This is a genomic window from Mycobacterium sp. IEC1808 (genome assembly GCF_002101935.1).
Lineage (GTDB): Bacteria > Actinomycetota > Actinomycetes > Mycobacteriales > Mycobacteriaceae > Mycobacterium.
This window is the reverse complement of sequence record NZ_LQPV01000017.1, coordinates 35,549-57,988: the sequence shown is the minus strand read 5'-3', so window position 1 is coordinate 57,988 and position 22,440 is coordinate 35,549. Positions and strand designations below refer to the sequence as shown.

At 70.0% G+C, this 22,440-nt stretch carries 21 protein-coding genes and 1 riboswitch; of the genes, 15 read left to right on the top strand and 6 right to left on the bottom strand.

The window, feature by feature from the left end:
- Positions 1-30 precede the first annotated feature (30 nt).
- Positions 31-162, bottom strand: a riboswitch (cobalamin riboswitch).
- 166 nt (positions 163-328) lie between these two features.
- Genes recA through AWB92_RS10855 form a run of 4 tightly spaced genes read left to right on the top strand, consistent with a single transcriptional unit; the run spans position 329 to position 4,006 of the window.
- Positions 329-1,369, top strand: a complete 1,041-nt coding sequence (gene recA / locus AWB92_RS10870; protein WP_067009078.1) for a recombinase RecA — start codon at positions 329-331, stop codon at positions 1,367-1,369.
- Entirely contained in the window at positions 1,335-1,856 is a 522-nt protein-coding gene (recX, locus tag AWB92_RS10865; protein WP_085185453.1) for a recombination regulator RecX, read from the top strand. The genes recA and recX overlap by 35 nt, the downstream gene beginning before the upstream one ends.
- A 54-nt stretch (positions 1,857-1,910) precedes the next feature.
- Positions 1,911-3,416 (top strand): tRNA (N6-isopentenyl adenosine(37)-C2)-methylthiotransferase MiaB, encoded by a 1,506-nt coding sequence (miaB, locus tag AWB92_RS10860; protein ID WP_085185693.1) that lies wholly within the window; start codon positions 1,911-1,913, stop codon positions 3,414-3,416.
- Complete coding sequence (locus AWB92_RS10855; protein WP_085185451.1) at positions 3,404-4,006, top strand: hypothetical protein; 603 nt, start codon at positions 3,404-3,406, stop codon at positions 4,004-4,006. Before miaB ends, AWB92_RS10855 begins: the two co-directional genes overlap by 13 nt.
- Here the strand turns inward: AWB92_RS10855 and AWB92_RS10850 are convergent.
- The gene (locus AWB92_RS10850; protein WP_085185449.1) at positions 4,003-5,334 is read right to left on the bottom strand and encodes a DUF349 domain-containing protein; all 1,332 of its coding nucleotides are present in this window, start codon (positions 5,332-5,334) and stop codon (positions 4,003-4,005) included. The genes AWB92_RS10855 and AWB92_RS10850 overlap by 4 nt on opposite strands.
- Before the next feature lie 521 nt (positions 5,335-5,855).
- Here AWB92_RS10850 and AWB92_RS10845 point away from each other — a divergent pair.
- The 7 genes from AWB92_RS10845 (at position 5,856) to AWB92_RS10815 (ending at position 14,638) form a co-directional block, all read left to right on the top strand.
- Positions 5,856-6,818, top strand: a complete 963-nt coding sequence (locus tag AWB92_RS10845) for a DMT family transporter (RefSeq protein WP_085185448.1) — start codon at positions 5,856-5,858, stop codon at positions 6,816-6,818.
- Between the two features lie 20 nt (positions 6,819-6,838).
- Complete coding sequence (locus AWB92_RS10840; protein ID WP_085185446.1) at positions 6,839-7,522, top strand: hypothetical protein; 684 nt, start codon at positions 6,839-6,841, stop codon at positions 7,520-7,522.
- Positions 7,519-8,436 (top strand): tRNA (adenosine(37)-N6)-dimethylallyltransferase MiaA, encoded by a 918-nt coding sequence (miaA, locus tag AWB92_RS10835; protein WP_085185444.1) that lies wholly within the window; start codon positions 7,519-7,521, stop codon positions 8,434-8,436. Before AWB92_RS10840 ends, miaA begins: the two co-directional genes overlap by 4 nt.
- Before the next feature lie 4 nt (positions 8,437-8,440).
- The gene (dapF, locus tag AWB92_RS10830) at positions 8,441-9,313 is read left to right on the top strand and encodes a diaminopimelate epimerase (protein ID WP_085185442.1); all 873 of its coding nucleotides are present in this window, start codon (positions 8,441-8,443) and stop codon (positions 9,311-9,313) included.
- Between the two features lie 46 nt (positions 9,314-9,359).
- Positions 9,360-10,796 carry a GTPase HflX gene (gene hflX, locus AWB92_RS10825; protein ID WP_085185440.1) on the top strand — a complete coding sequence of 479 codons (1,437 nt, stop codon included), beginning with the start codon at positions 9,360-9,362 and terminating at the stop codon, positions 10,794-10,796.
- Positions 10,797-10,899: 103 nt separating this feature from the next.
- Positions 10,900-12,060 carry an acyl-CoA dehydrogenase family protein gene (locus AWB92_RS10820; RefSeq protein WP_085185438.1) on the top strand — a complete coding sequence of 387 codons (1,161 nt, stop codon included), beginning with the start codon at positions 10,900-10,902 and terminating at the stop codon, positions 12,058-12,060.
- Positions 12,061-12,463: 403 nt separating this feature from the next.
- Positions 12,464-14,638, top strand: a complete 2,175-nt coding sequence (locus AWB92_RS10815; RefSeq protein ID WP_085185436.1) for an LGFP repeat-containing protein — start codon at positions 12,464-12,466, stop codon at positions 14,636-14,638.
- Positions 14,639-14,646: 8 nt separating this feature from the next.
- On the opposite strand, the gene lexA is transcribed toward AWB92_RS10815, so the two are convergent.
- Complete coding sequence (lexA, locus tag AWB92_RS10810; RefSeq protein WP_085185434.1) at positions 14,647-15,333, bottom strand: transcriptional repressor LexA; 687 nt, start codon at positions 15,331-15,333, stop codon at positions 14,647-14,649.
- 301 nt (positions 15,334-15,634) lie between these two features.
- Here lexA and AWB92_RS10805 point away from each other — a divergent pair, with 301 nt between their 5' ends.
- The 3 genes from AWB92_RS10805 to AWB92_RS10795 all read left to right on the top strand — a co-directional run bounded on the left by AWB92_RS10805 (position 15,635) and on the right by AWB92_RS10795 (position 17,171).
- A complete protein-coding gene (locus tag AWB92_RS10805; protein WP_068187944.1) occupies positions 15,635-16,129 on the top strand; it encodes a LysM peptidoglycan-binding domain-containing protein in 495 nt (164 codons plus the stop codon).
- A 66-nt stretch (positions 16,130-16,195) separates the two neighbouring features.
- Positions 16,196-16,675, top strand: a complete 480-nt coding sequence (gene nrdR, locus AWB92_RS10800) for a transcriptional regulator NrdR (RefSeq protein WP_068107252.1) — start codon at positions 16,196-16,198, stop codon at positions 16,673-16,675.
- 10 nt (positions 16,676-16,685) lie between these two features.
- Positions 16,686-17,171, top strand: coding sequence for a peroxynitrite isomerase (locus AWB92_RS10795; protein WP_085185432.1), 486 nt, complete (start codon positions 16,686-16,688; stop codon positions 17,169-17,171).
- Between the two features lie 2 nt (positions 17,172-17,173).
- On the opposite strand, the gene AWB92_RS10790 is transcribed toward AWB92_RS10795, so the two are convergent.
- Genes AWB92_RS10790 through AWB92_RS10780 form a run of 3 tightly spaced genes read right to left on the bottom strand, consistent with a single transcriptional unit; the run spans position 17,174 to position 19,943 of the window.
- Positions 17,174-17,860 (bottom strand): PhzF family phenazine biosynthesis protein, encoded by a 687-nt coding sequence (locus tag AWB92_RS10790; RefSeq protein WP_085185430.1) that lies wholly within the window; start codon positions 17,858-17,860, stop codon positions 17,174-17,176.
- Between the two features lie 33 nt (positions 17,861-17,893).
- Positions 17,894-18,925: an alpha/beta hydrolase gene (locus AWB92_RS10785; protein WP_085185428.1), complete on the bottom strand. Its 1,032-nt coding sequence runs from the start codon at positions 18,923-18,925 to the stop codon at positions 17,894-17,896.
- A gap of 46 nt (positions 18,926-18,971) precedes the next feature.
- Complete coding sequence (locus AWB92_RS10780) at positions 18,972-19,943, bottom strand: PAC2 family protein (RefSeq protein WP_068129181.1); 972 nt, start codon at positions 19,941-19,943, stop codon at positions 18,972-18,974.
- A gap of 217 nt (positions 19,944-20,160) precedes the next feature.
- On the opposite strand from AWB92_RS10780, the gene AWB92_RS10775 reads away from it, so the two are divergent.
- A complete protein-coding gene (locus AWB92_RS10775) occupies positions 20,161-20,988 on the top strand; it encodes a trypsin-like peptidase domain-containing protein (protein ID WP_085185426.1) in 828 nt (275 codons plus the stop codon).
- Between the two features lies 1 nt (position 20,989).
- On the opposite strand, the gene sthA is transcribed toward AWB92_RS10775, so the two are convergent.
- A complete protein-coding gene (gene sthA / locus AWB92_RS10770; protein WP_142282052.1) occupies positions 20,990-22,396 on the bottom strand; it encodes a Si-specific NAD(P)(+) transhydrogenase in 1,407 nt (468 codons plus the stop codon).
- Positions 22,397-22,440: the final 44 nt, after the last annotated feature.

The following is a 22,440-nucleotide window of genomic DNA, read 5'->3' as shown; positions in this document are numbered from 1 at the left end:
AACCCTCCCTGGGGAAATCCGCCCCAGTTCTCGTGAGGAAGCGCTGACGGTGAGTATCTGGCTCTCGGGTCGGGACGTGTCCGTCCCCGATCACAGTGGCGGGACCGCACCGGATTCGCACCGGTTTCCTCAGGTTGTCAGCCCGTCAGCGCCTTGTCGGTAGCAAATGTTGCCACACGCCGTCGGACGCCCGGCGTGTCACCTTGAATCGAACAGGTGTTCGGCTACTGTGGTGAGCGTTCGGGGACTTGTCGGACCCCGCGCCTAGGGTCACCGCCAACCGACCGATACCGGTCAGAAGAACCCAACGACGATAGGAAGAGGCATCATGACGCAAGCCCCCGACCGCGAGAAGGCCCTCGAGCTGGCGATGGCCCAGATCGAGAAGAGCTATGGCAAAGGCTCGGTGATGCGTCTCGGCGACGAGATGCGCCAGCCGATCTCGGTCATCCCGACCGGATCCATCGCACTGGACGTGGCATTGGGCATCGGCGGCCTGCCACGTGGCCGGGTCGTGGAGATCTACGGCCCGGAGTCCTCGGGTAAGACCACCGTCGCGCTGCACGCGGTGGCCAACGCCCAGGCCGCCGGCGGCGTCGCGGCGTTCATCGACGCCGAGCACGCCCTGGACCCGGATTACGCCAAGAAGCTCGGCGTCGACACCGACTCGCTGCTGGTCAGCCAGCCGGACACCGGTGAGCAGGCGTTGGAGATCGCCGACATGCTGATCCGTTCCGGCGCCCTGGACATCCTGGTCATCGACTCGGTGGCGGCCCTGGTGCCGCGCGCGGAGCTCGAGGGTGAGATGGGCGACAGCCACGTCGGGCTGCAGGCCCGGCTGATGAGTCAGGCGCTGCGGAAGATGACCGGCGCGCTCAACAACTCGGGAACCACGGCGATCTTCATCAACCAGCTCCGGGAAAAGATCGGCGTGATGTTCGGCAGCCCCGAAACCACCACGGGCGGAAAGGCTTTGAAGTTCTACGCGTCGGTGCGCATGGACGTGCGCCGGATCGAGACGCTCAAGGACGGCACCAACGCGGTCGGCAACCGCACCCGGGTCAAGGTCGTCAAGAACAAGGTGTCGCCGCCGTTCAAGCAGGCCGAGTTCGACATCCTCTACGGCCGCGGCATCAGCCGGGAGGGCTCGCTGATCGACATGGGGGTGGACCAGGGCTTCATCCGCAAGTCCGGTTCGTGGTTCACCTACGAGGGCGAACAACTCGGCCAGGGCAAGGAGAACGTGCGCACCTTCCTGATGGAAAACGCCGACATCGCCAACGAGATCGAGAAGAAGATCAAGGAAAAGCTCGGCATTGGCGCCGTGGTGACCGATGACGACGTCTTGCCCGCCCCCGTCGATTTCTGAGCCCTCCCGCGAGGAGCAGGCGCGGGCGCTGTGCCTGCGCCTGCTCACCGCGAGATCGCGCACCCGGGCCGAGCTGGCCGGCCAGCTGTCCAAACGCGGATACCCCGACGACGTCGCCGAGCGGGTGCTCGACCGGCTGGCCGCCGTCGGCCTGGTGAACGACGCCGAGTTCGCCGAACAGTGGGTCGAGTCCCGGCGGGCCAAGGCGGGAAAGAGCCGGCGCGCGTTGGCCGCCGAGCTGCGGACCAAGGGCGTCGGCAAAGAGCTGATCGGCGCCGCGCTGGCCGGGATCGACGCCGCCGCCGAGCGGGACCGCGCCGAAGAGCTGGTGCGGGCCAAGCTGCGGCGCGAGACGCTCAGCGACGACGACGCACGGCTGAGTCGCCGGCTGGTGGGGATGCTGGCGCGCCGCGGCTACGGCCAGAACCTGGCGTGCGAGGTCGTGCTGGCCGAGCTGGCCGCAGAACGGGAGCGCCGCCGGGTCTAAGCTGCGGGTTCATTCGGCCGACCCCGGTCGCCGTACCATGGCCCCGTGACTTCGATGGTGGCCCGAGACGTTTCGGGAGCGCGTACCTACCAGGTACGCACCTACGGCTGCCAGATGAACGTCCACGACTCGGAGCGGTTGGCGGGCCTGCTGGAGGCGGCCGGCTACCGCCGGGCCGCCGACGGGGCCGACGCCGACGTGGTGGTCTTCAACACCTGCGCCGTGCGGGAGAACGCCGACAACAAGCTGTACGGCAACCTCAGCCACCTGGCCCCGCGAAAGCGCGGCAATCCCGACATGCAGATCGCCGTCGGGGGCTGCCTGGCCCAAAAGGACCGCGACGCGTTGCTGCGCAAGGCGCCGTGGGTCGACGTCGTGTTCGGCACGCACAACATCGGATCGCTGCCGACGCTGCTCGACCGCGCGCGGCACAACAGGGTCGCGCAGGTGGAGATCGCCGAGGCGCTGCAGCAGTTCCCATCGTCGCTGCCCATCGCACGCGAATCCGCCTATGCCGCTTGGGTTTCCATCTCCGTCGGATGCAACAACACCTGCACGTTCTGCATCGTGCCGTCGCTGCGCGGCAAGGAGGTCGACCGCAGCCCGGCCGACATCCTCGCCGAGGTCCAATCGCTGGTCGACGACGGCGTACTCGAAATCACCCTGCTGGGCCAGAACGTCAACGCCTACGGCGTTTCGTTCGCGGACCCCGCGCAGCCCCGCGATCGCGGCGCCTTCGCCGAGTTGCTGCGGGCCTGCGGGCGCATCGACGGGCTGGAACGCGTGCGGTTCACCTCGCCGCACCCGGCCGAGTTCACCGACGACGTCATCGAGGCGATGGCGCAGACACCCAACGTTTGCCCGGCGCTGCACATGCCGCTGCAGTCCGGATCCGACCGGGTGCTGCGCGCGATGCGCCGCTCCTACCGCGCCGAGCGCTACCTGGGCATCATCGACCGCGTGAGGGCGGCCATGCCGCACGCGGCGATCACCACGGACCTGATCGTCGGATTTCCCGGCGAGACCGAAGAGGATTTCGCCGCCACGCTCGACATCGTGCGGCAGGCCCGCTTCGCGGCGGCGTTCACCTTCCAGTACTCCAAACGGCCCGGCACCCCCGCCGCCGACTTCGACGGCCAGCTACCGAAAGCCGTTGTGCAGGAACGCTACGAGCGGCTGGTCGAGCTGCAGGAGCAGATCTCGCTGGAGGGCAACCGCGCGCTCGTCGGGCAGACCGTCGAATTGCTGGTCGCCACCGGCGAAGGGCGCAAGGACGCCCGCACGGCGCGCATGACCGGACGCGCGCGCGACGGCCGGCTGGTGCACTTCTCCTGTTTCGAAGCCGCGAACGACCAGGTCCGGCCCGGCGACATCGTCACCGCGAAGGTCACTGGGGCCGCGCCGCACCACCTCATCGCCGACGCCGGCATCCTGCGCCACCGCCGCACCCGGGCCGGCGACGCCCACGCCCCCGGGCGCCGCCCGCGCGCGATCGGCCTGGGCATGCCGGCCGTCGGGCCGGCCACGGAACCGCTCGAAACCCTGGGATGTGCCCAATGAAGAAAGAACACACCGACATCGACGCGCTGCGGACCGAAATCGACGCCGCCGAACGCCGGGTGGCCGGCGAGATCGAGCCCGGCCCAAGGGCTTTGGTGGTCGCGATCCTGGTGTTCGTGCTGCTGGCCTCGTTCATCCTGCCGCACACCGGACACGTGCGCGGCTGGGACGTGCTGTTCTCCAGCCACGGCGCCGGCGCCGCCGCGGTGTCCCTCCCGTCGCGCGTGTTCGCCTGGCTGGCACTGGTGTTCGGCGTGGGCTTTTCGATGCTGGCACTGATGACACGGCGCTGGGCGCTGGCCTGGGTAGCGCTGGCGGGCTCGGCGATCGCGTGCGGCGCGGGGCTGTTGGCGATCTGGTCGCGCCAGACCGTGGCCGCCGGGCATCCCGGGCCGGGCGTGGGGCTGATCGTCGCCTGGATCACCGTGATGGTGCTGACGTTTCACTGGGCCCGCCTGGTCTGGGCGCGCACCGTCGTGCACTTGGCCGCCGAAGAGGAGCGGCGCCGGATCGCCGCAGCGCGGCAGTCGATGACCCTGCTGGACACCCTCGACAAACCGGACGACCCCGAGGCCCCGCCGAAAGGCTAGGACCGGCGCGTCAGCGCCGCAGCGGCCGCGTCGGCCCATTGCCGCCACTGTTCGGCGTTGGCCCTGGCCTCGTCGGCCTCCTTGGTCCGGCCGGCCGCCGCGGCCTTCTGCGCCTGCTGTTCGTACTGCTCGGCGCGCGTGCGGAACTGCTCGGCGCGGGCCTGCGCCTGCGGGTCGGACCAATCCGCGTCGCCGGCGTCGCGCACCTTCTTCTCGACCGCGCGCAGCCGGCGCTCCAGCTCGGCGGAGCGTTCCCGCGGCACCTTCCCAATGGCATCCCACCTGTCGGCGATGGACCGCAACGCCGCCCGCGCCGCGTCGAGGTTGCTGGTGTCGATCTTTTCCGCCTCGGCCAGCAGCGCCTCCTTGGCGGTGGCGTTGGCGCGAAACTCGGCGTCCTTTTCCGCCGCCGCCGCGTTGCGGGCGGTGAAGAAGCAATCCTGAGCCGCCTTGAAGCGCCGCCACAGGGCGTCGTCGACCTCCCTGGTCGCCCGCCCGGCCGCCTTCCACTCCGTCAGCAGCTTGCGGAACTCGGCGCTGGTAGCGGTCCAGTCCGTCGAATCGGACAGTTCCTCGGCGCGCTCGCAGAGCCGTTCCTTGGACTGCCGGACCCCCGACCGCTCCCGATCCAGCTCGGCGAAATGGGAACCCCGCCGCCGGTTGAAGGTGTCCCGCGCGGCCGAATAGCGCTTCCACAGCGCGTCGTCGACCTTGCGGTCCAGGCCGCTGATCGTCTTCCACTCGTCGAGGATCGCGCGCAACCGGTCGCCGGCGGCCTTCCACTGTGTCGCGTTGGCGGCCAGGTCTTCGGCCTCGGCGGCCAGGGCCTCCTTGCGGGCGGTCTGGGCGGCCCGATGCTCCTCGCGCTTCGAGCGGCCCTCGGCGATGGCCGCATCGGCGCGCTCGACCAGGCCGGCCAGCCGGGCCGCGAGCCCGTCGACGTCCCCCAGCACGCTCGCGGTCGGCAACGTCTCGGACAGCGCCGACGCGTGCGCCCTGATCTTGCGGGCGTCCCCGGTGCCCGACGCCAGCCGCTCCTCCATGAGCGTGACCTCGGTGCTCAGGTCGTCGAAGCGCCGGCCGAAGTGGGCGAAGGCGGCCTCGCGGTCGCCGGCCTGCCAGTAACCGACGATGCGTTCGCCGGCCGAGCTGATCAGCCAGACGGTGCCGTCGTCGTCGACGCGGCCGAACCGGTGCGGATCGCTGGACGGGTGGGCGGCCACCGAAGCGGGTCGCGGCCCCGGGCTCACGGGCCGGGGTCCGGGGCGCGGGCCCGGGCGCGGCACCGGCTTGGGTGAGGCGTTGCTAGTGGGCTCGTTGGACGTCATGCGCTCGTCACCAACCCTTCTGCAACTTTCGCGCGGTGGTGTTCCGCGCGCCTGCCGCGCGTGGCGGCTCCCTTAACGCTCTTTGACCGTTTCCAACAGTATTCAAGCAGCTTGGCGGGCGAAGCGCGCCTACTGTTTTGGCGCGCCCGGCCTTCGCCCGCGTCGGCTAGCTTCGCAAACGCCGGGCCGGGCCCACCCAGCGCCCCGGGCGGGAACCCGGCGCACCGGGGGTAACGGTTCGATTCCACAGTCGCTCCGACCATTTGGCGGCGGCGCCCGGCCCGGTACGGTGGCACAGGCCGATGGTCGTTTTCTCGCCGTGGCTTCCGAGGGGGTGATCGCGATGCCCGAATCGCGAAATTTCCCCAGGGTTTTTCGCAGGTACGGCCCGGTTCGTCGACGGATCGCCGGGGTTCGCTGGGGTCGAGACCCCGGCGCGCCCCACTACAGTGGTCGTTGAATTGTTAGGAAACGGCACGTGTACATACAGCTTTCGGGCGGAACGCTGGTGAGGGGTCCCCATGTCGAAAGTTGACATCGCCGCGCTGATCGCCTTATGCGCGGCGCTGGCCTCCGCGGTCGGCGACGTGATCCGGCAGCGGTCCGCGCACGAGATCACCGACAAGGAAGTCGGCCACCTCGAGCTGTTCCGCATGTCGTTGCGTGACAAGCGGTGGTGGATTGGCGGGCTGGCCGCGATCACCAACTACAGCCTGCAGGCCGGTGCGCTGGCGTGGGGGTCGGTGGTCCTCGTGACGTCGCTGCAGGTGACCGCGCTGCTGTTCGCGTTGCCGATCTACGCGCGCCTGACCAGCCAACGGGTGACCCGCTGGGAGTGGGTCTGGGCGGTGGTGCTGGCCGCGGCCTTGGCCGTGGTGATCATCGTCGGCGACCCCACGGCCGGCAACCAGCGGGCGCCGCTAGAGACGTGGCTCATCGTGGTCGCGGTGATGGGCCCCACGCTGGTGCTGTGCGTGGTGGGCGCCGGGATCTGGAAGGGTCGTCCGGTCGCGGCGGTGCTGCTGGCGCTGGTGGCGGGTTCGTCACTGGCGCTGTTCGCGGTGCTGACCAAGGGCGTCGTCGAGGTGGCCGAGGAGGGCGCGGGTGCGGTGTTGACCGCGCCCGAGTTCTACCCCTGGCTGGCGGTTGCGCTGTGCGGAATGGTCTTTCAGCAGTCCGCCTTCCGCGCGGGCGCGCTGACCGCGTCGTTGCCGACGATGACGGTGGCCAAGCCGGTGGTGGCGGGCGTGCTCGGGGTCACGGTGCTCGGCGAGACGCTCTACACCAAGGGCCCCGCCTCGTTCGTCCTGGTTTCGGCGGTGGCCCTGGTGATCATCGCGACGGTTGCGCTGGCGCGCGGCGAGGCCGCCTCGATCGCGGCGGAGGCGGGCCGAGACGTGGTGGAGGCGCGCGAGGCGTTGACCGCGCACGATGCGCCCCCGGTCCCGCCGCCGGCGGCGGAGAGCAGCCCGACGATCACCTAGCGCCTGGTTAGTGTGGTTGCGTGCTGAGCGCCATCGCGATCGTTCCCGCCGCGCCGGTGCTCGTTCCCGAGCTGGCTGGAGCGGCCGCCGCCGAGGTGGCCGACCTGACCGCGGCCGTGCTGGCCGCGGCCGCCCTGCTGCCGCCGCGCTGGGTGGCGATCGGGACGGGCCCGGCCGACGAGATCGTCGGGCCCGACTGCAGCGGCACGTTCGCCGGTTTCGGCGTCGACGTGCCGGTGCGGCTGTCGCCGCACGCCAAACGGGCCGTCGAACTACCGGTGTGTGCGCTGCTGGCCGGCTGGGCGCGCGGCCAGGCCCGCCCCGACGCCGAGGTGCAGGTTCGCGTCTACCGCGGCGACCACGACGCCGACACGGCGCTGGCCCACGGCCGGCGTCTGCGCGCGGAGATCGACCGGGTGCCTGATCCCGTCGGCGTGCTGGTGATGGCCGACGGCGCGAACACCCTGACACCGGCGGCCCCCGGCGGCCATCACCCGGAAGACGTCGAGGCGCAGCTGGCGTTGGACGACGCGCTGGCCGACGGCGACGCCGCCGCCCTGGCCCAGTTGCCGCCGCAGATCCTGGGGCGGGTCGCGTTCGGGGTGTTGGCCGGCCTCACCGAGCCGGGGCCGCGGTCAGCCAAGGAGCTCTACCGGGGTGCGCCCTACGGCGTGGGCTACTTCGCCGGCTTCTGGCAGCCATGAACCGACCGCTCGCGATCATCGGGCCCACCGGCACCGGCAAGTCGCAGCTGGCGCTGGATGGGTCCGAGCGGCTCGGCGCGGAGATCGTGAATGCCGACGCCATGCAGCTCTACCGCGGCATGGACATCGGCACCGCCAAGCTGCCCGTCGAGCAGCGCCGCGGCATCCCGCATCATCAGCTCGACGTCCTGCATGTCACCGAGACCGCCACCGTCGCCCGCTATCAGGCGGCCGCCGCCGCCGACATCGAAGCGATCGCCGCCCGAGGCGCCGTGCCGGTGATCGTGGGCGGCTCGATGCTCTACGTCCAGTCCTTGCTCGACGACTGGTCGTTCCCGGCGACCGACCCCGCGGTGCGGGCCCGCTGGGAACGGCGGCTCGCCGAGGTGGGGGTGGGGGAGCTGCACGCCGAGCTGGGCCGCCGGGACCCGGCGGCGGCCGCGGCGATCCTGCCCACTGACGGCCGGCGCACGGTGCGCGCTTTGGAGGTTGTCGAGCTCACCGGGCAGCCCTTCGCCGCCTCCGCGCCGCGCATCGGCGCCCCGCGCTGGGACACCGTCATCATCGGATTGGATTGCGACACAACGCTTCTCGACGAGAGATTGGCCCGCCGCACCGACGCCATGTTCCAGCAGGGCCTGGTCGACGAGGTCCGCGGCCTGCTGGACGACGGCCTGCGCGACGGGGTCACCGCGTCGCGCGCCCTGGGCTACGCGCAGGTGCTGGCGGCCCTCGACGCCGGCGGCTCGGAAGACCAGCTGCGCGACGCGCGCGAGCAGACCTACGTAGGCACCCGGCGCTACGTGCGACGGCAGCGGTCGTGGTTTCGCCGGGACCACCGGGTGCACTGGCTGGACGCCAATGCCACCGGGCTCGTCGACGCCGCGTTGCGGGCGTGGCGCGAAGTAGTCTGAACTGGTGATCTTCGCCAAGGGCCACGGCACGCAGAACGACTTCGTGCTGCTGCCCGACCTCGACGCCGCGCTGGCGCTGACCGCCGAGCGGGTGGCCGCGCTCTGCGACCGGCGCCGGGGGCTGGGTGCCGACGGGGTGCTGCGGATCACCACCGCCGGCGCCGCGGCGGCGGCCGGCGTGCTCGAGCGCCTGCCGGACGGCGTCGACGCCGGCGACTGGTACATGGACTACCGCAACGCCGACGGGTCGACCGCGCAGATGTGCGGCAACGGCGTGCGGGTGTTCGCGCACTACCTGCGGGCCGCCGGCCTGGAATCCCGCGACGAGTTCGTCGTCGGGTCGCTGGCCGGCGCGCGCGCGGTCACCCTGCACCACGCCGGCGACACCGACGCCGACGTCACCGTCGACATGGGCAAGGCGAACCGGCTCGGGGCGGGGGAGGCGATAGTGGGCGGCAGGCGGTTTGCCGGGCTGGCGGTGGACGTCGGCAACCCGCACCTGGCCTGCGTGGACCCGCGGCTCGACGCCGAAGGGCTGGCGGCCCTCGACGTCGGCGCGCCGGTGCAGTTCGACCATGACCAGTTCCCCGAGGGGGTCAACGTCGAGGTGCTCACGTCGCCGGTCGACGGGATGGTGCGGATGCGCGTGCACGAGCGCGGGGTGGGCGAGACCCGCTCGTGCGGCACCGGGACGGTCGCGGCCGCCGTCGCCGCGCTGGCCGACGGGGGCGCGGACACCGGGACGCTCACCGTGCGGGTGCCCGGCGGCGACGTCGTCGTCACCGTCACCGACGCCACCAGCTACTTGCGCGGACCGTCGGTGCTGGTGGCCCGCGGCGAGATCAGCGAGGAATGGTGGCGCGCCCAGGAGCGTTAAATCAGGTGCGCTGCACCGATTTAGCGTGCACTATTGCTAATTGCCTATGACGAATCCCGAAACTCCCTTTCCCGACCAACCGGATCTAGAGCCCAGTGCGGGCGAACTCGCCCTCGAGGATCGATCGGCGCTGCGCCGGGTCGCGGGGCTGTCCACCGAGCTCGCCGACGTCTCCGAGGTCGAGTACCGGCAGCTGCGCCTCGAGCGCGTGGTGTTGGTGGGCGTGTGGACCGACGGCAGCGCCGCCGACAACCAGGCCAGCATGGCCGAGCTGGCGGCCCTGGCCGAAACCGCCGGTTCGCAGGTGCTCGAGGGCCTCATCCAGCGCCGCGACCGGCCCGACCCGTCGACCTACATCGGCTCCGGCAAGGCCGCCGAGCTGCGCGAGGTGGTCCTGGCCACCGGCGCCGACACCGTGATCTGCGACGGCGAGCTGTCCCCGGCGCAGCTGACCGCGCTGGAAAAGGCCGTCAAGGTCAAGGTCATCGACCGCACCGCGCTGATCCTGGACATCTTCGCCCAGCACGCCACCAGCCGGGAGGGCAAGGCCCAGGTGTCGCTGGCCCAGATGGAGTACATGCTGCCGCGGCTGCGCGGCTGGGGCGAGTCGATGTCCCGGCAGGCCGGCGGCCGCGCCGGCGGCAGCGGCGGCGGCGTTGGTCTGCGCGGTCCCGGTGAGACCAAGATCGAGACCGACCGGCGCCGCATCCGCGAACGGATGAGCAAGCTGCGCCGCGAGATCAAGGACATGAAGCAGGCCCGCGACACGCAGCGCAGCCGCCGGCTGGCGAGCGACGTCCCGTCCATCGCGATCGTCGGCTACACCAACGCCGGCAAATCCAGCCTGCTCAACGCGCTGACCGGGGCCGGGGTGCTGGTGCAGGACGCGCTGTTCGCCACCCTGGAGCCCACCACCCGGCGCGCGGAGTTGACCGACGGGCGCCCGGCCGTGCTCACCGACACCGTCGGCTTCGTGCGCCACCTGCCCACCCAGCTGGTCGAGGCGTTCCGCTCCACCCTGGAGGAGGTCGTCGACGCCGACCTGCTGGTGCACGTGGTCGACGGCTCCGACGTCAACCCGATCGCCCAGATAAACGCGGTCCGCCAAGTGATCTCGGAAGTTGTCGCCGACCACCACGGCGACGCGCCGCCCGAGCTGCTGGTGGTCAACAAGGTGGACGCCGCGAGCGACCTCGCGCTGGCCAAGCTTCGGCACGGGCTGCCCGGGGCGGTGTTCGTGTCCGCGCACACCGGCGAGGGCATCGACGCGTTGCGGCGGCGGATGACCGAACTCGCGGAGCTGTCCAAACCCACCGACGCCCTTGTCGACGTCGTGATCCCCTACGACCGGGGCGACCTGGTGGCCCGGCTGCACGCCGGCGGGCGAGTGCAGCAGGAGGAGCACAACGCCGACGGCACCCGCATCCGCGCCCGCGTTCCCGTCGCGCTGGCCGCCAGCCTGCGCGAGTTTGCCGCGCCCTAGCGGTTCTCGGCCACGCCGCGACCCGCCGGCCGCCGACCAACCGGCTGGTTGGTATATCTTGGCGGCAGAGTCCCATTCGCCCGGAGGTCAGCGGAGGTCATCCATGGGCAGTGCCATCAAGTACGAGCGCACCCTTTTCGAGCCCGAGCACGATTTGTTCCGCGAGTCCTACCGCGGCTTCCTCGGTCGCCACGTGGCGCCCTACCACGAGGAATGGGAGAAGGCGAAGATCGTCGACCGCGGCGTGTGGCTGGAGGCCGGCAAGCAGGGCTTCCTGGGCATGGCGGTGCCCGAGGAGTACGGCGGGGGAGGCAACCCCGACTTCCGCTACAACACGATCGTCACCGAGGAGACCACCCTCGGGCGCTACAGCGGCATCGGCTTCGGGTTGCACAACGACATCATCGCGCCGTACTTGTTGAAGCTGGCCAACGAGGAACAGAAGCAGCGCTGGCTGCCCAAGTTCTGCACCGGGGAGATGATCACCGCGATCGCGATGACCGAGCCCGGGACCGGCAGCGACCTGCAGGGCATCAAGACCCGCGCGGTCAAGCAGGGCGATCACTACGTGCTGAACGGGTCAAAGACGTTCATTACCAACGGAATCAACTCCGACCTGGTGATCGTGGTCGCCCAGACCGACCCCGAGAAGGGCGCGCAGGGCTTCAGTCTGCTGGTCGTCGAGCGCGGCATGGAGGGCTTCGAACGGGGCCGCCACCTGGACAAGATCGGCCTGGACGCCCAGGACACCGCCGAGCTGTCGTTCACCGACGTCAAGGTGCCGGCCGAAAACCTGCTCGGCGAGGAGGGCATGGGGTTCATCTACCTCATGCAGAACCTGCCGCAGGAGCGGATCAACATCGCAGTCATGGCGGCCGCGGCGATGGAAGGCGTGCTGGAGCAGACGCTGCAATACACCAAGGAGCGCAAGGCCTTTGGCAAGCCCATCGGCAGCTTCCAGAACAGCCGATTCCTGCTCGCCGAGCTGGCGACCGAGGCCACCGTGGTGCGCATCATGGTCGACGAGTTCGTCCGCTTGCACCTGGACGGGAAGCTGACGGCTGAGCAGGCCGCGATGGCCAAGTGGTATGCCACCGAGAAGCAGGTGCACCTGATCGACCGCTGCCTGCAGCTGCACGGCGGCTACGGCTACATGCGCGAATACCCCGTCGCCCGAGCCTATCTGGACGCGCGGGTGCAGACGATCTACGGCGGCACGACCGAGATCATGAAGGAGATCATCGGCCGCAGCCTGGGCGTCTGAGCAATGTGGCTGCCGCGCAAGGACACCAGGCGCGGCCGTTCGACGGGCCCCAATGATGAAAGGCCCAATTGGCCTATTGGCCCCTAGATTGACGGCCAGCTAATGGCTTCACGTACCGTCGGCACATGCGTTTCTCGTATACCGAGTGCCTAGTGGCACATCGGCAAACGGGCGATCGGGGCGCCGGAAGCCGTGGTTGGTCGCGGTTCGGGCATGCTCCGGCATCATTTCGACATCGGCGCGGTCTCCGTTTTCGCAATTTTCGTGATTTGACTTCGCATTTCTCCCCGGCAAGGGCAAAGTTATGCGAGCCCGGCGATATCACGGTTCGTAACGGGTCTGCAGGTGCGGCATGGCCAGGCATACGGGCCTGGGAGGCTTGGTGAACGGGCAGAGGGGTCGAATGCGCAGGCTGATCGGGCGCGCGCTGGTCGGCATGGCGACCGCGGTGATGGCGGCCGCGCTGCTGGCCCCCGCCGCTTCGGCGTCCCCGATCGGCGATGCGGAGGCCGCCATGATGGCCGCCTGGGAGAAGGCCGGCGGCGACACCTCACCGCTCGGCGCCCGCAAGGGCGACGTGTACCCCGCCGGCGACGGGTTCGCGCTGGACTTCGACGGCGGCAAGATGTTCTACACCACCGACACCGGCGCAAAGTTCGTCTACGGGCCGATCCTGGACAAATACGAGTCGCTCGGCGGCCCGGCCGGCAGCGACCTCGGGTTCCCCACCATCAACGAGGTGCCCGGCCTGGCCGGACCCGACAGCCGCGTGGCCACCTTCTCGGCCAGCGACAAGCCGGTGATCTTCTGGACCTCCGACCACGGCGCATTCGTGGTGCGCGGCGCGCTGAATGCCGCCTGGGACAAGCTCGGCAGCTCGGGTGGCGTGCTCGGCGCGCCGGTCGGCGACGAGACCTACGCCGGTGAGGTCACTTCTCAGAAGTTCAGCGGCGGCGAGATCTCCTGGAACAGGAAAACCAAGGAGTTCACCACCAACCCGGCGACGCTGGCCGACCAGCTAAAAGGCCTGCAAGTAGCCATCGATCCGAACGCGGCCATCAACATGGCCTGGCGCGCGGCCGGCGGCGCCGGCGGCCCGCTGGGCGCCAAGCAGGGCGGGTCGTATCCCATCGGCGGCGACGGGGTCGCGCAGAACTTCGCAAACGGGAAGGTGTTCTTCAGCCCGGCCACCGGGGCCAACGCCCTCGAGACCGACATCCTCGCCAAGTACGAGTCGCTGGGCGGCGCGGCCGGCAGCGACCTGGGTTTCCCCACCGCCAACGAGGCCGACGGGGGCATCGGCCCGGCCAGCCGGATCGCCACGTTCGCCGCGGCCGACAAGCCGGTCATCTTCTGGACCTCCGACCACGGCGCGTTCGTCGTGCGCGGCGCGATGAAGGCCGCGTGGGACAAGCTGCGCGGTCCGAGCGGCAAGCTGGGCGCCCCGGTCGGTGACCAGGCCGTGGACGGCGACGTGGTGTCGCAGCAGTTCACCGGCGGCAAGATCTCCTGGAACCGGGCGAAGAACTCGTTCAGCACCGACCCGTCCAACCTGGCTCCGTTGCTGTCCGGCCTGCAGGTGTCCGGGCAGAACCAGCCGAGCACCGCGGCGATGCCCTCGCACGCCAAGAAGTTCACCTGGCAATGGTGGTGGCTGCTGGCCGCGATCCCGGTTCTGTTGCTGATCTTGCTTGCGGTGCTGCTGGCGTTCACCTGGCGTCGCCGCCGGCGTCGGCGTGGCGCCGGCGACACCGGAGCCTACGAGCCCGAGCGCGACCTGGCCGCCGCCGGCTACGACGCCCCGGGCAACGGCCACTGGGGCCACGACGACGCGGAGGCGGCCACCGACTACGCCCCGTTCGGCCTGGAGCAGCCGGAGCATCAGCTGCCGGACGATGCCGGGCCGACGCAGCGAGTCAGTTGGACCCGCGGCGCCGACGCCGGGGCCGCCGACGATGACGAAGACCCCGACACGGTGGACACCGATTCCATCCCCCTCGCCTCGGGGGCGACGCTGGCGGAGGCCGGCTATGACGACGTCCCCGAGGCGGAGGCCGGATACCCCGAGGTCGCCGCCGAGGACGTTGACTACACGGGCACCGAGTACCTGCCCGGCTACGAGGACGACGAGTACGCCGATCCCGGCTACCCGGACGTCGCGGTTCCGCGCACCCCGCCGGAGGCCGCCTACGTCGGTGAGGTGCCGGTTGCCGAGGAACCGGACGCGGAGTATCCCGAGCCGGAACCCCCGGAGGGCGCCGCCGAGGCCGCGGCCGCCGCGGCGGCGCTAGGGGCGACGGAGCCCCGAACCGGGCGCCACGCGGCCACGGACGAGGAAGACGTGCCGGAATCGGCCGCCGATGTGACCAACGCCGCCCCGGTCGCCGGTGGGCGCCCGACGATCCACCTGCCGCTGGAGGATCCCTACCAGGTGCCCGACGGCTACCCGATCAAGGCCAGCGCCCGCTTCGGCCTGTACTACACCCCGGGCAGCGAGCTCTACCACGACACGCTGGCCGAAATCTGGTTGGCCAGTGAGGAAGTCGCGCAGGCCAACGGCTTCATCAAGGCCGACTGAGCCGGCCGCTACACCTTGCGGATCACGGTGACGACCTTGCCGAGCACGGTCGCGCCGTTGCCCGGTATGGGGTCGAACGCCGGGTTGTGCGGCATCAGCCACACCTGACCGCCCGCGCGCTTGAACGTTTTGACGGTGGCCTCGCCGTCGATCATGGCGGCGACGATGTCGCCGTTGTCGGCGACGTGCTGCTGGCGCACCACCACCCAGTCGCCGTCGCAGATCGCCGCCTCGACCATCGAGTCGCCCACGACCTTGAGCAGGAACAGGGTGCCCTCGCCGACCAGCTCGCGGGGCAGCGGGAAGACGTCCTCGACGGCCTCCTCGGCGAGGATCGGTCCGCCGGCGGCGATGCGCCCGAGCACCGGCACGTAGCTGGGTTCCGGCAGCGCGTCCGATCCGGCGACGTCGGTGACGGGCGCCGCCTCGGCGGTGTCCTCGCTGCCGCGGACGTCCACGGCCCGCGGCCGGTTCGGGTCGCGGCGCAGGTAGCCCTTGCGCTCCAGCGTGCGCAGCTGGTGGGCCACCGATGACGTCGACGTCAGGCCGACGGCGTCGCCGATTTCCCGGATGCTCGGGGGATAGCCGCGGGTGGTGACCGACTCGCGGATGACGTTCAGGATGGTGCGCTGCCGTTCGGTCAGCGATGAATCGACGGATGAGCTGATCGAGGGAGTGTCGTTGCTGTCGCTCATGGGTTGAATGTAGCGGGAGGGCGGCCAAGAATCAAACATGTGTTCGACTGGCGTGTCGCCGGGGTCCAAAGACCCTTAGGCCGGGGCGTCAAGACCCTATAGCTGAAGAATCACATGTGTGTAACTTTTGCGGGGATCGGGTACCTGTGCTGCATGTCAGAGGTCGCGCTTCCGGATTTGTCGGTGGTGCGGTCTAGCGTTTTGCTTGCTCGACACGCTTCGCTCAAATGTTCGGACATCGAACATACGAGCGATATAGTCGAACACCCGAGCGAGAACAACCTGACCGGAGGAACGCAAGATGACTATCACCTACACCGTCTCGCCGCGTACCAGCAGCGTTCGTCGCCCGGTCAACGGGCCGGTGCCGGGGCTTTATCCCAGGCGGGACGGGCTGACCGGCTCGCGCCGGCCCGGCCCGTCCAGGCCGGCCGGCACGCCGCTGCGCTACCACGGCACCGGCGTCGCGATGTCCGTCGCCCCGCATCGCAGGCGTCCCGTCACGTTGGCCACGACGCTGGGGCTTGCGCTGGTCGCCGGGGTCATCACGCTGTGGCTGGGGTTGGTCGCCAATTTCGGGCAGGCGGTCAACGGCGACTCCGGGGGATCGGCCGCCGCGGTGCCCGATCGGCTGGCCGTCGTGCGGGTTGAGCCCGGCGAGTCCCTGCAGGACGTCGCCCACCGGGTGGCGCCGGACGCGCCGGCCCGCCAGGTTGCCGATCGGATCCGCGAGCTCAACGACCTGAACTCGCCAGCGCTGGCCGCCGGCCAGACGCTGATCGCGCCGGTCGGCTGACACCAGCGTCGCGGTACGCTCGGGGTGTTCTGCGGCCCCGCAGGTGAGCACGGCGAAGGAGCGGTCATGCACTGTCCGTTCTGCCGCCATCCGGATTCCCGGGTGATCGACTCGCGGGAAACCGATGAAGGCCAGGCGATCCGGCGCCGACGCTCCTGCCCCGAATGCGGTCGGCGCTTCACCACCGTCGAGACCGCCGTGCTGGCCGTGGTCAAACGCAGCGGCGTCACCGAACCCTTCAGCAGGGAGAAGGTCATCAGCGGCGTCCGGCGGGCCTGCCAGGGCCGCCAGGTCGACGACGACGCGCTGAATCTGCTCGCCCAGCAAGTCGAAGACACCGTTCGCGCCGCCGGGTCGCCCGAGGTGCCCAGCCACGAGGTCGGCCTGGCCATCCTCGGCCCGCTGCGCGATCTCGACGAGGTGGCTTACCTGCGGTTCGCCTCGGTGTACCGGTCGTTTTCGTCCGCCGAGGACTTCGAGCGCGAGATCGAGGCGCTGCGCGCGCACCGCAACGCGCCGACGGATCCGGAGCCGGCCACTCGCTAGGCTGGCGTCCATGCCGCCCGACCTGCATCCCGATCTGGAGGCGCTGGCACCCCTGCTGGGGACCTGGGCCGGGCGCGGCTCGGGCTTCTACCCGACGATCCAGCCGTTCGAGTATCTCGAGGAAGTCGTCTTCTCCCACGTCGGCAAGCCGTTCCTGGCCTACGGGCAAAAGACCAAGGCGGTGGCCGACGGCAGGCCCCTACACGGCGAGACGGGGTATTTTCGCGTGCCTCGCCCGGGCAGCGTCGAGCTGATCGTCGCCCACCCGAACGGCATCACTGAGATCGATACCGGGACCTACGCCGTGGCCGACGGTCTCATCGAGGTGGAGCTGTCGAGCACGGCGATCGGGCTGGCGCCGAGCGCCAAAGAGGTTACCGCCCTTGGCCGTTCGCTGCGGATCGAGGGCGACGAGCTGTCCTACACGCTGCGCATGGGCGGCGTGGGGCAACCCCTGCAGGACCACCTCGTGGCCGTCCTGCACCGGCAGGGCTGACCTCAGTCGACCCGTCGGACACCGTCGTTGACGACGCGCCCGGCCACCCCGACCCAGCCCTCGGCGTTCCACGCGGTTTCGATGAACGAGCCCTTGCCCTGGGTGATGCGCAGGTCGCGGCTGAGGTAGTCGGTGAGCCGCATCGCCGCCGAGCCGGTCGCCTCGTCCTCCGGCACCCCGAGGTTCGCGAAAAACCCGCGGGTGCGCAGAGTCCCGGCGTCCCGGTCGACCCAGGCCCACAGGTAGTGCGCGGTGTCGTCGGGGAAGTCGACCGGGTCGGCGGCGAGAACGTCGTCGGCCGAATCGAATTCGTGGATGGCCACTTCCGGCGCCCACTCCGAGCGCGCGCTGACGCCGGTCACCTCGCCCTGATGACTCACCTGCACGAGGCCGGCCGCCACGTGCAGCGTCTTGATCGGCGTTCCGTTGTCGCGCAGCCACCACGACGCGCCGACGGTCGGGTGCCCGGCGAACGGAAGTTCGACGCGCGGGGTGTAAATCCGCGCGTGCGCGGTGGCCGAGCCGGCGGCCGGAAGATCGATGAAAACCGTTTCGGCGTAGCCCAATTGGGCCGCCAGCCGCTGCCGGTCCGGGGGCGGTACCGCGGCGGCGTCAACCACACCGAGGCGATTACCGAAATTGCCGTCCGCGTCGGTGAAAACCCGCAACACCGTGACGTCGATGCCCATGACCCGACTGTACGGCGCGGGTCAACGTGTTTATCAGGTGGCGCTGCGCTCGTCGGAGCCCATGGCGTTCAGGACGGCGACGCGGGTGTCGGCCGGGCCGGTGACCGTCTTCTCGCCGCCCCCGGTGCGCAGCAGGGCCCGGAGGGCGGCCTGGTCGTATTCGGCGGGCGCGGTGCTGTCGATGAAGCGCTCGACGACGTCGATGAAGCGGGCCGGGTCGTCGTGGAAGGGGAAGTGGCCCGAGCCCTCGAAGATCTCGAGACGCGAGCCGGGCATCGCGGCGTGCGCCATCCAGGCGTGCCGCACCGGAACCACCACATCCTTGGTGCCCCAGACGATCTGCACCGGGATGGCCTCGGTCAAATAACATCGGTCCAGCATCGTCACGATCTGACCGCGCCAGTCCACCACCGCCCGCAGCGTGCGGCTGAACGCCGCCGAGGCCGTCGGCTCCGGCAGGTCGTCGAGGATGCGCAGGACGTTGGGCAGGTCGTGGCCCAGCGCGGTCGACCCGATCGCCAGCCCGGCCAGCTTGCCCGCCAGCTGAACCGCCGGCAGCACCAGGGGCAGCCGCAGCAGCGCCAGCGCCTCGCTGCCCATCGGCAACGAGGCCAGCCGGAAGACGACGTTGACGTCCTTGGTGACGCCGCCCGCCGCTACCAGGATGAGCCGGTCGACCAAATGCGGGAACTGGTAGGCGAATTGCATTGCCACGCCGCCGCCCAGTGAGTGGCCGATGATGGTCACCCGCTCGATGTCGAGGACGGACAGCAGGTCGCGCATGCCGTTCGCGTAGGCGGCCGCCGAGTAGTCGGCGCGCGGCTTGTCGGACTTCCCGTGGCCCAGCAGGTCGGGGGCGATGACGGTGAACCGCTGGGCGAGCTTGGCCTGCACGGCATTCCAGGTGGTGGAGTTGTCGCCGATGCCGTGGAGCAGCAGAATCGCCGGCCCGGAACCGGCGATGCGGTAGGCCCGCCGGTAGCCGTGAATGGTGCGGAACTCGAGCGTGGGCGCCGTGACTTCACGCACTGGGCGAAGGTTGCTCTTGCGCTTCCGCTCGGTCATCTCCGCCAACCTTGGTGTCGGCCCGGGCTATGGGCGTTTTGAGTCCTCACGCCTGGTCGTCGTCGTTCTTCTTCTCTGCCTGTTGGGCAAGGAATCGCTCGAACTCTGCGCCAAGCTCGTCGCCGCTGGGGAGATCCTCGTCGTGAGTTAGTAACGACCTGTTCTCCTGAGCGTCGATGAAGGCATCGTACTGGCGCTCGAGCGCGGCCACCACTTGAGCCACCTCCGCGCTCGCCTGCACCTGTTCGTCGATCTTGGCGCGAATCTCCGCTGCGGCTTCGGTCAGCGCCGACAGCGGCAGCTCCAGCGATCCGCTCTTGGCCACCTGCTCCAGCAGCGCTTGCGCGGCCGCCGGGTAGTCGGTCTGGGTCAGGTAGTGCGGGACGTGCACGGTGAACCCAACGACCTCGTGACCGTGCTGGGCCATCCGGTATTCCAGCAGGTTGGACGCGCTGCCGGGGACCTGGATCTCCGAGATCCAGGGCTGGAAGTCGGCGATCAGTTCCTTGTCGTTGGAATGGGCGGTCAGCGTGATCGGGCGGGTGTGCGGGACCGCCATCGGGACGGTGCCCAGGCCGATCGTGCGCCGTACACCCAGACGCTCGGCCAGCAGGCGCACCGCGGTGATGAAACGCTCCCACTTCAGGTCGGGTTCCATGCCGGCCAGCAGCAGAAACGGCGTGCCGACGCTGTCACGCAGGGCGTACAGGCTCAGCTCCGGATCGTCGTAGCTGGTGAAGTGGTCGGTCTTGAACGTCATCAGCGGCCGCCGCGAGCGGTAATCCAGTAGTTCGTCGATCGCGAAGGACGCGACCAGCTCGGTGTCCAGCGCGGCCTTCAGGTGGGTGGCGGCCAGCCGTATCGCGTGGCCGGCGTCGGAGAAGCCCTCCAAGGCGTGCACCAAAACCGGGCCGCGGCCGTCGGCCGTCGACAACTGGGGTGCCGGAAACTCCAGCTCGTACATGCCGGATTGTCCTGGCTGGTCGTACTCGTCGCCTTGGTTTTGCTCGCGGGCCATCGGGTCTCCTCCTTTCGGGGGGTTCTCCAGGGTGCCCTGACCAGTGTCCCCCGAATCAGCGGGCACCAACAATGGAACAGCTAACACCCTGCAGTCTTCACCTTCGAAACGCCCCAACCCGCGAACGTAATCCGCATGTCGGCCAGCAAACGCGGCGGCGCGCGGGGAGGGGATGTGGTCTGCCCGACACGCCGTGGTCAGGCATGATGGACACGAAATGCGCATACGGACGCTGCTGCTGTGCTCGGGGGTCGGCCTGCTGACGTTGTTGACGTCGTGCACCCGGCCGGCCGAGCCTGCGGCGCGCCCCGTGGTGTCCGTCCCGGTGGCGACCGGGCCGCTCGTCCAGCGGCTCAGCCAGCCCCAGCAGAAGGCGGTCGCGGGCCCGGTGGACCCGGACCGGCGCGTCGGCGCGATCTTCATCAACGACGGCCCGCTGCACGTCTGCACGGGCTCCGTAATCCATTCGGCGACCGGGAATCTCATGATCACCGCGGCGCACTGCCTGGCCGGTGCGGCCAAGATGACCTTCGTTCCCGGTCTGGCCGGTGACGCGGCGCCCGCGCCCGCCGACGTGTGGAAGGCCGACGCCGTCTACCTGGATCCGCGCTGGATCTCGGGCAAGGATCCGCACGCGGACTACGCGATCGCCCGGGTCAGCAACGACGCCGGCGGGTCGGTCGAGTCGTACGTCGGCCTGGCGCTGACGCTGGGCGTCGCGCCGCCCCCGGGCAGCCACGTCACCGTGCTGGGGTATGCGGCCGGGGTGGGCGGCTCGCCGATCGGCTGCCAGGCCAGCACCTCGGTCAACGACAGCGGGTTTCCCTCGCTGGCGTGCGAGGGCCTGGTGGACGGCACCAGCGGGGCGCCGTGGGTGAGCGGCACCACGCTCACCGGGCTGATCGGCGGTTTCGAGCGCGGCGGGTGCGCCGCGAACGTGTCCTACTCGGCGCCCTTCGACGCCCAAACCGCGCAGCTGCTGGCCCGCGCCGAGGCCGGCGGGCCCGGCGACCGGGTGCCCAACGACCTCGACGACAGCTGCTAGCTCAGCGGCGGAACTGCGACAGCGCCCGCATCTTGTTGGTCACGTCCAGCGCGGCCACCTTGTAGGCCTCCGAGAACGTCGGATAGTTGAAGACCGCGTCGACCAGGTAGTCGACCGTCCCGCCGCAGCCCATCACGGCCTGACCGATGTGCACCATCTCGGTGGCGCTGGTCCCGAAGATGTGCACCCCGAGCAGCTTGCGGTCGTCGGTCGACACCAGCAGCTTGAGCATGCCGTAGGAGTCGCCGGCGATCTGGCCACGGGCCAGCTCCTTGTACCGCGCCACCCCGACCTCGTAGGGGATCGCGTTCTTGGTCAGCTCCACCTCGGTGGACCCGACGTAGGAGATCTCGGGGATCGAATAGATGCCGATCGGCTGCAGGTCGGTGATGCCGTCGCACGCTTCCCCGAACGCGTGGTAGGCGGCCAGCCGGCCCTGTTCCATCGAGGTCGCGGCCAGGGCGGGGAACCCGATGACGTCGCCGACGGCGTAGATGTGCTCCACCTTGGTCCGGAACTTGTCGTCGACCCAGATCCGCCCGCGGCCCTCGACCTCGAGACCGGCGTTTTGCAGGTCGAGGTGATCGGTCTGGCCCTGGCGGCCGGCGGAGTACATGACGGTCTCGGCGGGAATCTGCTTGCCGCTGGCCAGCGTGGTGACGGTGCCGGCCGCCCCGACGTCGACGGCGGTGACCTCCTCGCCGAACCGGAACGTCACCGCCAGGTCGCGCAGGTGGAATTTGAGCGCCTCGACCACCTCGGGGTCGCAGAAGTCCAGCATGTCGTCGCGCTTCTCGACGACGGTGACCTTGGTGCCCAGCGCGGCGAACATCGATGCGTACTCGATGCCGATCACGCCGGCGCCGACGACGACCATCGAGCCCGGCAGCGTCTTGAGGTCGAGGATGCCGTCGGAGTCGAGCACGCGTTCCTCGTCGAACTCGACGCCGGAGGGCCGCGCCGGCCGGGTGCCGGTGGCGATGACGATGTATTCGCCGCTGACAGTGGTCATCTCGCGGCGGCCTGGGTCTTCCACGACGACGGTGTGCGGGTCGACGAAGCGGCCGTGACCGATCAGCAGGTCGATCCGGTTGCGCATCAGCTGGTTGCGCACCACGTCGACTTCCTTGCCGATCACGTGCTGGGTCCGCGCCAGCAGGTCGGCCGGGGTGATCCGGTCCTTGACGCGGTAGCTGGCCCCGTAGAGCTCGCGCTGGTTCATCCCGGTGAGGTAAAGCACCGCCTCGCGCAACGTTTTTGACGGGATCGTGCCCGTGTTGACGCAGACACCGCCAAGCATTCGGCCCCGTTCGATGATGGCGACGGATTTGCCTAGTTTGGCCGAGGCGATGGCGGCCTTCTGGCCGCCCGGTCCCGAACCGATCACGACGATGTCGTACTCCTGCATCGAACCCATGCATAGACGATAAGGCCCACAGTCCAGACTTTCTC